7 protein-coding genes, 1 other RNA gene, 3 pseudogenes and 1 riboswitch are annotated in these 12,108 nt (G+C 60.9%); of the genes and pseudogenes, 2 read left to right on the forward strand and 9 right to left on the reverse strand.

Translation table 11 applies throughout. The features are described from left to right. Positions 1 to 209 precede the first annotated feature (209 nt). Positions 210 to 1,421, forward strand: coding sequence for a methionine adenosyltransferase (metK, locus tag PD885_RS15245; RefSeq protein ID WP_002811900.1), 1,212 nt, complete (start codon positions 210 to 212; stop codon positions 1,419 to 1,421). A gap of 420 nt (positions 1,422 to 1,841) precedes the next feature. On the opposite strand, the gene PD885_RS15250 is transcribed toward metK, so the two are convergent. From PD885_RS15250 to PD885_RS15275, 7 genes and pseudogenes are all read right to left on the reverse strand, one after another. Continuing rightward, a non-coding RNA gene (locus tag PD885_RS15250) (sX9 sRNA) lies at positions 1,842 to 1,908 on the reverse strand. A 71-nt stretch (positions 1,909 to 1,979) separates the two neighbouring features. Beyond that, positions 1,980 to 2,126, reverse strand: a pseudogene (locus PD885_RS20935) (histidine-type phosphatase); the annotation flags it as partial. A 184-nt stretch (positions 2,127 to 2,310) separates the two neighbouring features. Then, a pseudogene (locus tag PD885_RS15255) lies at positions 2,311 to 2,517 on the reverse strand (hypothetical protein); the annotation flags it as partial. A 1-nt stretch (position 2,518) separates the two neighbouring features. Next, the gene (locus PD885_RS15260) at positions 2,519 to 3,556 is read right to left on the reverse strand and encodes an Lnb N-terminal periplasmic domain-containing protein (protein WP_002811902.1); all 1,038 of its coding nucleotides are present in this window, start codon (positions 3,554 to 3,556) and stop codon (positions 2,519 to 2,521) included. Then, a complete protein-coding gene (locus tag PD885_RS15265; protein ID WP_002811903.1) occupies positions 3,553 to 4,125 on the reverse strand; it encodes a TetR/AcrR family transcriptional regulator in 573 nt (190 codons plus the stop codon). The genes PD885_RS15260 and PD885_RS15265 overlap by 4 nt, the downstream gene beginning before the upstream one ends. 80 nt (positions 4,126 to 4,205) lie before the next feature. Further along, positions 4,206 to 6,920 carry a phosphoenolpyruvate carboxylase gene (gene ppc, locus PD885_RS15270; protein ID WP_002811904.1) on the reverse strand — a complete coding sequence of 905 codons (2,715 nt, stop codon included), beginning with the start codon at positions 6,918 to 6,920 and terminating at the stop codon, positions 4,206 to 4,208. A gap of 107 nt (positions 6,921 to 7,027) precedes the next feature. Continuing rightward, positions 7,028 to 7,267 (reverse strand): annotated as a pseudogene (locus PD885_RS15275) (hypothetical protein); the annotation flags it as partial. Positions 7,268 to 7,426: 159 nt separating this feature from the next. Continuing rightward, a riboswitch (S-adenosyl-L-homocysteine riboswitch) is annotated at positions 7,427 to 7,540 on the forward strand. Positions 7,541 to 7,571: 31 nt separating this feature from the next. Here PD885_RS15275 and ahcY point away from each other — a divergent pair. Beyond that, on the forward strand, positions 7,572 to 9,014 hold the full coding sequence (gene ahcY, locus PD885_RS15280) for an adenosylhomocysteinase (protein ID WP_002811909.1): 1,443 nt from the start codon (positions 7,572 to 7,574) through the stop codon (positions 9,012 to 9,014). Between the two features lie 719 nt (positions 9,015 to 9,733). Here ahcY and PD885_RS15285 read toward each other — a convergent pair. Next, positions 9,734 to 10,693: a sulfotransferase domain-containing protein gene (locus tag PD885_RS15285; RefSeq protein ID WP_002811911.1), complete on the reverse strand. Its 960-nt coding sequence runs from the start codon at positions 10,691 to 10,693 to the stop codon at positions 9,734 to 9,736. A 460-nt stretch (positions 10,694 to 11,153) separates the two neighbouring features. Further along, positions 11,154 to 11,837: a sulfotransferase family protein gene (locus PD885_RS15290; RefSeq protein ID WP_002811913.1), complete on the reverse strand. Its 684-nt coding sequence runs from the start codon at positions 11,835 to 11,837 to the stop codon at positions 11,154 to 11,156. Positions 11,838 to 12,108 lie beyond the last annotated feature (271 nt).

The raw sequence follows: 12,108 nt of genomic DNA on the forward strand, positions 1-12,108 counted from the left end.
CATGCACGGGCGGGTATCTTTTCAGATGCGTTTAACGTGCTGCCGTCGGCGTCTCAGCGGGCAGTTGATCGCCTGGCATCGCGCCCGACCGGCGCCCCCCGACATCGACTAACCCCAAAGCGGTCCGTTCAGGCGCGCGATACAATCGGCACCCGCGGCGTGTATCATCCGCAGCCATCTTTTCATCCGAATAAAGGGATATAAGCCTGATGTCCAGCTACCTGTTCACCTCCGAATCGGTCTCCGAAGGCCATCCGGACAAGATCGCCGACCAGATCTCCGACGCAGTGCTGGATGCCATCCTGGCCCAGGACAAGCGCGCCCGCGTGGCATGCGAGACGATGGTCAAGACGGGCGTTGCGATCGTGGCTGGCGAAGTGACCACCAGTGCCTGGATAGACCTGGAAGCGCTGACCCGCAAGGTCATCCTGGACATCGGCTACAACAGCTCCGACGTCGGCTTCGACGGCGAGACCTGTGGCGTGCTCAACCTGATCGGCAAGCAGTCGCCGGACATCAACCAGGGCGTTGATCGCAAGAATCCCGAACAGCAGGGGGCTGGCGACCAGGGCCTGATGTTCGGTTATGCCACCAACGAGACCGACAGCCACATGCCGGCTGCGATCCACCTGGCGCACCGTCTGGTCGAGCAGCAGGCCAAGATCCGCAAGAAGAAGAACTCGGCGCTGTCCTGGCTGCGTCCGGATGCCAAGTCGCAGGTCACCCTGCGTTACGAAGACGGCGTTGCGACCGCGATCGACGCGGTGGTGTTGTCGACCCAGCACGATCCGGGCATCAAGCAGAAAGATCTCGTCGAAGCCGTGCGCGAGGAAATTCTCAAACCAGTGCTGCCGGCCAAGTGGCTGCACAAGGGCACCAAGTTTCACATCAACCCGACCGGCAAGTTCGTCATCGGCGGCCCGGTGGGCGATTGCGGCCTGACCGGTCGCAAGATCATCGTCGATACCTACGGCGGCTGGGCGCGTCACGGTGGCGGCGCGTTCTCGGGCAAGGATCCGTCCAAGGTCGATCGTTCCGCAGCGTATGCCGCGCGCTATGTGGCCAAGAACGTCGTGGCTGCCGGTCTGGCCGACCGTTGCGAAGTGCAGGTCTCCTACGCCATCGGCGTGGCCGAGCCGACCTCGATTTCGGTCACTACCTTCGGCACCGGCAACATTGCCGACGAGCAGATTGAAAAGCTGATCCGCAAACATTTCGACCTGCGCCCATTCGGCATCATCCAGATGCTCGACCTGATCCACCCGATGTACCAGCAGACCGCGTCCTACGGTCACTTCGGCCGCAAGCCGAAGGACTTTACCTACACCGACGCGACCGGCGCGCAACACAACGCCACCGCGTTCTCGTGGGAAAAGACCGACCGCGCCGACGCACTGCGCGCCGATGCAAAGCTGAAGTAAGCCAGCCCCGCTCCCGCGAGCGTGCATGGTGAGTTGCGACTGGGCCGCTGACGCGGCCCAGTCGCGTTTTGGCGGAATGGACGCCGCCGGCGAAACTGCATGGATGGATTCACGAAGTGTCCCGACACCGGATGCGGTGCCGCGCAAGCATCCACCCCGCGCACCACGACATCTACCGGTTTTGTGCGGATACTCCGGTCATCTGATGGCGCTTGCACGCGTGCCGGCGCGGGATACGCCGCACATACGTCCATGCAGGCTCTTATGCGGCATCCATGCCGCATAAGGTTCCACGCCTGGACGCGCACAAGCATTACTCGCTGCCGACGAACACCGAGACTTTGTCGTGTCTGCGCGTCGCCGAAACTTTGCAGCACTTCGCGCACCAGCGGTGCGCCCGAACGCGAGACCATTTAGAGGCGCTAACAAAACGTAGCGAGCAGTCGTCAGGTGGGCGCAGAGGAACCGGAGTGTACGCGTGGTACATGCCGATTCCGAGCACCGGCCGCGCCCGCCTGGCGGCGGCGCAGTAGTTTTGTTAGCCGCTCTTAGTGCGGTCTTGTTTAGATATCGAACAGCAATGCGTGCAGCCGCGGCACCTGCGCCAAGCGCTCTGGCGTGGCCCCAGCCGACCTGCGACAACGACAGGCCTTCGGCGTATTGCAGCAGCAAGACCTGGCCGGTACCGGAAGTCAGATCGACAGGCGTACGCGGCGTGCAACCGATGAACAACAGCGCGGCGAACGCAATTGCGGGCATCGCCCATCGCTGCCGAAGCACTGTCTTCAACGGCTGCGTGACACCGGCATGCGATGGTCTGCCCCTCTCGCGCGACGGCAACAACCCGATCCCCATCGCGTCGCTGCCGTCATTGCCTGCACGCGACCTTTCACTCCCCTGCCCCGTTCACATTACGCGCCAAGAACACATACTTTGCAGTCACCAGACTGGTCATGCTGGAATCGACGATATCGGAGATCGCATCGGTGTCGTGACCCACATGCGCCCGGTCACTGTGCTGCTTGGTCGGATTGGCAACGGACAGATCCAGCCACAGGTGATCGGTCGGCGCATCGCCCAGACGCAGGTCGACGCGGTTACCGCGGTGCGTTCGTCATCGCGCCGGGCGCCGGAGCCTGCGGCATGCCGGCACGGATACGCTTGGAGAAATCCGCTGCTTTATCGGCTGCAATCGCGCGTGCAGTGAAGTGCCCGCGCTGCTTCAAGGTGGCGAAATCGTAGCCGGGCATCAGGCCTTGATGATCGTAGGCATATTCGTCTGCGTAACCGGATAGCAGCAGGCGGTGATCCCGCGGCAGCGCCGGCTGCAATTGCCGCACCAGCGCAAACACAATCATGTTGAAGTTGCTGGCGAGCGTGTTGTAAAACGCCGGCGCGCGATTGAGATCGTTGGCCAGCCCCACATACCCCATGAACATACGGCGCAGCCCGGCTTTTGGAATTGCCAGGCGATACAAATACATGTCTTCGCCGCGCACGTTCGTGCGCACGCGCAGGATGTCGCGCTCGTCGGCAGCCACCAGGGTTTCTTCGAAGCTGCGGAAGAAACCGCCCAATGCGGAAAACGACTCGCTGCGCTCTTTGCGAATTTCCAGCGAGAAAACCACGTGGGAGCCGTCTTCAAAACCGAATGACACCAACGTGTGCGCGATCGCCGGACCCATCCAATACGACAGTGCCAGATCCGCGCTGACCAGCCGGTCCAGATCGTAGCGGCGGGTTTCCCAATGCGGGACGTAATCGGTTTCGCTATGCCAGTCGAAATTGCGCACGTTGCGCAGGGTGACGATATTGCCTTGCACCTGCGGCTGCAGGCGCTGGGCGACATCGTCGGCCCAGTCGCGGTCCTGGCTGGGCGGCATCATCCACCACGACACCGCCAGCACCGCAAATGCGGCACTGAAGATCCCCACCAACGCCCAATTCTCGCGGCCACGACGCAAACCCCACAACGCCGCGAGGGCCATCGCGCACCACGAACCCACCCATGCCGCACGCACGAATGCATTGCCGGTGAGCGCGAAGTAGATCGCCAGCCCCCCCCACAGCGCGGCTAGCACCAGCGCAGCGCGCAAAGCCCAACGACCAATGCAGGCGCGCGTGGCCGGTTTCATCGCATGCCGCCTTCCGGCACCGGCATGCCCAATGCGTGCATCAACAGATCGGCCGAGCGATGCGCCAAGCGTTTGCGTTCGGACTCATCACTGCCACGCAGGCAACTGCCCAGCATGTCGATCACCAGCACCAATTGCTCGTCGTCCAGATCGGCTCGGCACAGACCGGCGGCCTTGGCGCGCTGCACGAATGGCAGAAAGATGCGCGCCACGCGATGATCGGCTGCCTGCACGGACGGGTGCGCGCGTTCGATCGAGCGCCAGAAATCCACCATAGGTGCAGACTGGGCGATATGTTCGGCCAAATCGTGCAGTAGCACGGCAAGGCCATCTGGACGCGCGTCCAGATCAGCCGCCAGCCGCTCCAGTCCATCCAGCCCGCGCTCGATCAGTGCGATCATCAACGCCACCCGATCCGGGAAATGTCGGTACAGCGTGGCGCGCCCCAGGCCAGCGCGATCGACCACCAGTTCCAGCGGCGCATTGACGCCATGTTCGCTAAACACTTCGTCGGCGGCATCGAGAATCTGCCGGCGGCGCAGCGCGGCATCGGGGCGGGAGGTCGTCATTGCGGCATTATTGGACAGATTTGTCCGGTAATGCCAGAGTCCGCTTGAAGATTCCACGCCCTCTCCGACAAACGGTCGGATCAGCCGGTGTTCTGCACGCCTTGCGAGACGCCGTTGACGCAGGCCACCAGCGCCCGCAGCAGCTCCTCGTCTTCGCCATCGGTGGCACGCCAGCGTTGCAGCAAATCCACCTGCAGCACGCTGATCGGGTCGATGTACGGGTTACGCAAGCGGATCGACAACGCCAGCCGCGGGTCGTGCTGCAATAGCGACTGCTGCCCGGTCAACGCCTTCACCCAGCCCTTGGTTAAGGCCAGTTCGTCGCGAATGCCCGGGAAAAACCGCGTATGCAGGTCGCCCGACAGCCGCGAAAACAGCTCGGCGATCGTGAGGTCGCCCTTGGACAACACCATTGCGACGTCGTCCAGGAAGGTGCGGAAGAACGGCCAGTCCCGCGCCATCTCGCGCAAGCTGTCTTCATGCCCGGCGTCCACCGCCGCCTGCAGACCACTGCCCACGCCGTACCAGCCGGGGATCACCGCACGTGCCTGGCTCCATGCAAACACCCACGGAATCGCGCGCAAGTTGGACAACGCCGCGTCCTGGCCCAAGCGCCGCGACGGGCGCGAGCCCAGCGTCATGCGTTCGATCACATCGATCGGGGTAGCCAGCCGGAAGTACTGCATGAAATCCGGCGCACCCACAAACGCGCGATATGCGACCGTGCTTCGTTCGGCGACAAGATCCATCACCGGCCGCCAACGATCCTCGCGCGGCTCAGGAGCACGCGGGCGCAGGCTGGACAACAGCACCGCACCAGTCATCTGTTCCAGCGAGCGCAGCGCCAAGGCACGGATGCCGTACTTGCGATGGATCACCTCGCCCTGCTCGGTGACGCGCAGGCGGCCATCGACGCTGCCGCGCGGGGCGGCATCCAGCGCACGACTGGTCTTGCCGCCGCCACGGGCGATGGAGCCGCCACGGCCGTGGAAGAAGGTCAGCCGCACGCCAAGCTCGGCGGCCGCTTCCAGCAGTTCGACTTGCGCGCGCTGCAGACCCCAACGCGAGGCTGCGATGCCGCCGTCCTTGCCGCTGTCCGAATACCCCAGCATGACCATCTGGGTGTCGCCGCGTGCGGCCAGATGTTGGCGATATACCGGGTCGGCGAGCAGGTCCTGCACGGTACCGGTGCCGCCACGCAGATCGGCCACGGTTTCAAACAACGGCACGATATCCAGCGGTACTGCGCCGGCGTCATCGACCAGCCCCCCGCGCCGCGCCAGTGCGAGCACGGTTAGCACGTCGGCGCGGTTGTGCGCCATCGAGATGATATAGCTGCCCAGCGCATCGGCGCCGTGGCAGGTGCGCGCATCGGCGAGCGCGGCGAACACCGCATCCAGCCGCGCATTGCCTTCGTCCTGCACGCGCGGCAAGGCCTGCTCGCCGGATGCATAGGGGCCGAGCAATGCTGCGCGTTGTTTGGCGTCCTGCGCGTTCCAATCAGCTTGACCCAATGCATCAGCCACCGCGCACGCATGCACGCTCGATTCCTGGCGCACATCCAACCGTGCCAGATGGAAACCGAAAGTCCGCACCCGCCACAACAGACGGCGCACCGCGAACCAACCGGCGTGCAATCCCTTGTTGGCCTGCAGGCTGTCCAGAATCAGTTGCAGATCGTGTTCCAGCTGCGAGGGAGCGCCGTAGGCGCCCTCGGCATCGTCCAGCGTGGCCTGCAGGCGCGCGCGCATCAGGTCGTTGAGCAGGCGGTATGGCATGTCTCCATGGCGCGGACGCGAGCGGGCGGCGGCATCGGGCAGCAAGGTGCGATAGCGCTCCAGCTGCTCGCTCAATGCCGGGCTGACCGCCACCAGCGTGGTCGACTGACTGAGCAGGCTGGCCAGTTGCCAGAGTTCTTTTCGATACCGGTCCAGCACCGCGCGCCGTTGCGCATCCAGCGTGCCGGCAATGGTGGCGGCATCCACGTTGGGATTGCCGTCCATGTCGCCACCTACCCAGGTACCGAAGCGCAGCAGGCGCGGCAAGGCCCGCACGCTGCCGTAGGTTTCTTCGATGGCGTGTTCGAGGGTCTCGTACACCACCGGAACCACGCGGTAGAGCACCTGGGTGAGATAGAAACCCACATGCTCGCGCTCGTCCTCCACGGTGGGGCGCACCGGCGAGGAATCGGCGGTCTGCCAGGACGCGGTCAAGGCCATGCGGAAGCGCGCCGCGTCGGTGGCGCTCTCGTTGGGCGTGCGCATGCCATCCAGATTGGCGACCAGGCTGGCGACCATCAGCTGTTCTTTTTCCAGCAACGCGCGTCGCACCGCTTCGGTGGGATGCGCAGTGAATACCGGCTCCACGTCGATGCGCGGCAGCCAGTCGCTGAGTTCTTGCAGCGTCACGCCCTGCGCCATGAGCCGACGCAACGCATCGTGCAAGCCGTCCGGCTGCGGCGTGTCGGTGCTGCTGCGCTGGTATTGGCGGCGGCGGCGGATGCGATGCACGCGCTCGGCGATGTTGACCACCTGAAAATAAGTGCTGAAGGCCCGCACCAGCGCCTCGGCCTGCCGTGGCTCGCGCCCGCTCAGCTGCGCGCTCAGCGTGGACGGCGGCGCATCGCTCTCGCGCCGCGAGATCGCGGTGGTGCGGACGCGTTCGATCTCTTCGAGAAATTCCATAGAAACCTGCTCGGCGAGCAGATCACCGACAAGTGCACCGAGCCGACGCACATCGTCGCGCAGGGGAAGGTCGGGGGTAGCGAACACAAGACTGCTGCGGTATTCGTTCATCGGAAACGCCCCCCCTCTTCAAGCGCAAAGTCGTCGAAGACTAACCCAAAAGAATTAGATGATCGCGACATGCACCACTGTTTCATCACCAACCATCGCGCGTAGAAATAGTGGGCCGGCTCCTCGGACGATTCGCGACTGAGCAGCAATCGCGTGCCCTGCGCATCCAGCAACGCCAGGGTCGCGGAATACGTCAGCTCCTGCCAATGGAACAGGCATGTGGCGCGTTTGCTCTGAAGATCAAAGCGATCCACGAACGGGCTGGCGCCGTCCGGCGATGCACCCTTGCCGAGCAGCAACAGGCTGTTGCCGTTGCGACTGGTCTGCAGCAGCGGGCCGCTGCCATCGGGTTACCAGCGCAGATCATCGTTGACGCTGGTGTTCGAGCCAGCGGCCTCGATCGACCCTGGACCATAGCAGTCGCTCGTCGGCTGGTCCCCTGCAGTTGATTGGGGATGGGCACCAAATTCATGCCGGACGGGGGTGCTGCCGCTATACTCGGCGCTCTCGTCGAGGGGCGCTGCGACCGGCATGGCGGACTGATCTGTCAACTGCACCGAATGTGCAGGCACTACGGCCAGGCTCGACCAGCATTCACCGTTCAACGGCGCCCGGAACTGCAGACATTTGTTTGCCTACCGGAGCAATTGCATGAATGCTGTCACGAAAATCGCCTCACATACCGATTACAAGATTGCCGACCTCTCGCTGGCCGATTGGGGCCGCAAGGAGCTGGACATCGCCGAGCACGAAATGCCAGGCCTGATGTCGATCCGCCGCAAGCACTTGCAGACCAAGCCGCTCAAAGATGTGCGCATCACCGGCTCGCTGCACATGACCATCCAGACCGCTGTGCTGATCGAAACGCTCAAGGATATCGGCGCCAATGTGCGCTGGGCCTCGTGCAACATCTTTTCGACCCAGGACCACGCCGCCGCCGCCATGGCCGCGGCCGGTACGCCCGTGTTCGCCTGGAAGGGCGAGACGTTGGAAGAGTATTGGGATTGCACTCTGGACGCACTGACCTTCACCCTGCCCGACGGTACCCAAACCGGCCCGGAGCTAGTGGTGGACGACGGCGGCGACGTCACCCTGCTGATCCACAAGGGCTATGAGCTCGAAAACGGCAGCACCTGGGTCGACGAACCGGCGTCTTCACACGAAGAAGGCGTGATCAAGGCGTTGCTCAAGCGCGTGGCGGTCGAGCGCCCAGGTTACTGGACCCGCGTGGTCAAAGATTGGAAGGGCGTCTCCGAAGAGACCACCACCGGCGTGCACCGTCTATATCAGATCGCCGACGCTGGAAAGCTGCTGATCCCGGCCATCAACGTCAACGACTCGGTCACCAAGAGCAAGTTCGACAACCTCTATGGCTGCCGCGAGTCGCTGGCCGATGGCCTCAAGCGCGCGATGGACGTGATGCTGGCCGGCAAAGTTGCGGTGGTCTGCGGCTACGGCGACGTCGGCAAGGGCAGCGCGGCATCGCTGCGTGCCTACGGTGCCCGCGTCGTCGTCACCGAAATCGACCCGATCTGCGCCCTGCAGGCGTCGATGGAAGGCTTCGAGGTCAATACCATCGAATCCACGCTGGGTCGCGGCGACATCTATGTCACCACCACCGGCAACAAGGACATCATCACCGTCGAGCACATGCAGGCGATGAAGGATCAGGCCATCGTCTGCAACATCGGCCACTTCGACAACGAGATCCAGGTCGATGCGCTGAATGCATTGAAGGACGTGCAGAAGATCAACATCAAGCCGCAGGTCGACAAATACGTGTTCGGCAACGGCAATGCGATCTTCCTGCTGGCCGACGGCCGTCTGGTCAACCTGGGCTGCGCCACCGGCCACCCAAGCTTTGTCATGTCCAACTCCTTCGCTAACCAGACTCTGGCGCAGATCGACCTGTGGGAGAAGCGCGACAGCTACGAGAAGAAGGTCTACATCCTGCCCAAGCACCTGGACGAAGAAGTCGCGCGTTTGCACCTAGAAAAGATCGGCGTCAAGCTGACCACCCTCACCAAGGATCAAGCCGACTACCTCGGCGTGGACGTGGCCGGCCCGTACAAGCCGGATCATTACCGGTACTGAGTCTTTTTACAAAATCGTCGCAACAAAGAATTACGACAACGGGTGCCGCAAGGTGCCCGTTGTCGTTTATGCCTTCGGCATCGCTGCGCCAGAATCACGTTACCCCTTCGCCGACCAGCGCCCTGCTTCCAGTCGGACCAGCGGGCCTGCACTTTAGGGCCAGCAATTCAAGACCGCACTATACGCCATCAAATCCATTTCAGAGGGCCAGACGTAGCGGTAGCGGTCGTTGAAGATCCGTGGTCCCGTTTCGTCGATCGCTGCGATGCGCTGGTCGACAAGTCCAAGGGCGACATCATGGTCTGAATAATAAACATCCCTGAATGTGCCGGTCGCTGGCGTACAGCAATTAAACAACGCACTTGCTGGCTCTTCTCAAGCAAATAGCGAAAGAGAGTATGAAATAGATCAGCTCGGACGGTCCTGACAAGGGCGAAACCAAAAAATTGTCACACAACAACGCCAGACGCTCAGACCCGGACTTGACCTTCAGCCTGTCCAGCATCGCCTCCGATTAATCGACGCCAAAAGCCGTCGCGCCGCACCGCTATCCGCCAGCGGCAACGCAATGGGCCGCGTACCGAATCCTGTGGTGCCGGAGCCAACCCATGCAGCAAATGCGTCCGCACAGTGAGTCCCGTAGCCCACCGCGTAATGGTCTTGCAACTAATCGTAATACTGTACAACGAGATTATCATCGCGCACGGCAGTCTGTTGCATCATCGCGCCACGAAAGGAACAGGAGGTTCAATGGCGCAGACCAGGTTCGAGCGCTGCCCATGCGGCCACTCCGCAGTGGCAAGCCACCGTGCGCAATCTGGACCGAGTTCTTTTTCAGCACGCTGCAGATAGCGATCGTTTGCCGATGCAGAAAGCACTGCTTGCCAGCGCCCGTTTTGACCTCGATTGAAGAACGCTCTTCCACCATCACGCCAGAAGCCAGCACCCTGAGGAACATAGCGCGCAGCATGCTCGCGCATGTACTCGAAACTGCAATGCTCCAACACTGCAGCCCGGCGCGACTCGGGCAACGAGATATCAAGGAATCTGCAGATACGGCGCACTTGCGCCGGTAAATCGCCCAGCAGCTGTGAAAAATGTACAAACAGCACATTAGGAAAATCGCGCAACGCCCACCACGAACGCGCTCCTTCCCAGAAAGGCCAAAGGGGAGTGCCATCGCGCTCCAGCCAGGTATCGAAATACTCTGTCACCGTACAGGTTGGAGGCGGCATGACCTTTAGACGGCTGCCATTTTGTGTCTGTGCGTCGAGCCGCGCCTGCGCGTCCGCGCTCACCCCTCGTTGATGATCATAAAGACTCCATACGATATCTCGTCCATCGCGCCCTACATAAATGTAGCGTGCCTGTTGGCTAAGCACCAGCGCATCCGCAGGCAGATGCGTTTTCAAGAAGCGCCGATGCGTTTGACCAGACAACAATTGATATTTTGACGTTTTGTCGGGATACACCGAATCGACCCAGGGCGAAAGCCTGGCGACTTCCGTCTCCGGCTCGCCCGCAAAGAACAGTTGCGCAACAATCTGCTGCATCCAGGTCGTCCCTGCCTTCGCGTAACTGGCAATAACAACGTCGCCCGGGCGATAGATAAATTCATTCCATACCGTCGAGTCAAAAAAACGGTTGGCGTACTCCCGCTGCTTGATAGGCATTTCCACTGAATAGCTCCTGTCGAAAATCGCCGGGGCACGAGCAAATCATCTGACTTACGGAGCTGCAGCCTACTCAACTACCCACCAACTCCCGTAGTCACTCTGCGTCACCCCTATCGCTAGAAATTTTGCACACAAGAGTTGCAGCATCTTTTAACCAGAAGAAAGCGAAAAAATAAATCAACGAAAGCAGTGACGTGGAGGCATACGCCCCCACGCTCTTCGCAAGAGCCGCTGAGATTATGGTATGTAGATGTAAGCGACACCACGGGCACCGCGCAGCTTCAGGAAACGAGAAAACAGACGAATGATTACCGCGGAAATTTTCATGACAATCTCCTAGTTGGTTACGCATTCATGAAACATTGTGACCCCACGGGGATGGAGTCACATTCAACGTAGCGAATCCAATCGCCGAAATCAACAAGAAAAGAGTAAAGCAAACATAAGACATTCTTTAGATTATTTATTTTAAAGTATTACGAAGATGATTAATATAATTATGAATAATTTTTTCACGCGACTCGATCTCCTTCGGCAAGGGTAAGCCACGAGTGAACCAGCGCAATTTTGGCCGAGCATGGAAGTGCGGGTATGTCTGAGCAGGAACGTCTACGCCAAGAAAAGTACACAAGGGTTCCCAACCATCGGTGGAAGCAAACACCAACAATCGCTCTGGCGGTACCGTGTCGATCACTCGCTGATTCCAGCGATTGAAGAAATCGGTCATGAAGGCGCGATCGTCCATATGATCGACGAAATGCTGCTTCAGGAAGCTACTGAACGTTTCACCCTCCGGGCCAAGAAACGTGCTTTTGCGATTGGGTGCCAGGATCGTATGAGTTACCGAATCGAACCAGCTATCGGGATCACGCACAGTCAGGATCACCTTGGCTTGGTCGTAAACATCCATCAGCTGTTGCCAGTAATAGCAGCCTGGATGATCGGTGGTCGATCGATAGCCAGCGAAAATAGCCTTCCAGTCAGGCACTCCGCGTTCGGCTGCGTTCCACAGCGGCACCGACCTTCGCATGGTCGCGGCAACCTCGGTCGCGTGGTAGCAGGGACCGAACCCCAGATGTTCGAGCGCGAACTTCAACGACAAAGTGCCGGTTCGACCAAGGCCGGCGCCGATGACTTGCAAGCTCATGTGATTCTCCTGTTTCAATGCTCGCTCACAGTGCGACCCGATACATCGCTTCTCTCCAGGGAAGCTCTGAACAACGCTTGCATGAGCTTTCGATCAACAACTCAGACAATCGCCACTATGCATAAGCGCTTGAGTTTCAGCATGGACGGTTGTCGCGTTTGAGCAACATTCTGAGTTCACTCGCCACGTCGTGAGTTGTTCAGCGCTTCCCTAAAGCCTTGTGCAACTGCTCTATACCTACCGCCATCCCAGATGAAATTGTACTCCCTGC

The organism is Xanthomonas fragariae (genome assembly GCF_900183975.1).
GTDB classification, from domain to species: Bacteria; Pseudomonadota; Gammaproteobacteria; order Xanthomonadales; family Xanthomonadaceae; genus Xanthomonas; species Xanthomonas fragariae.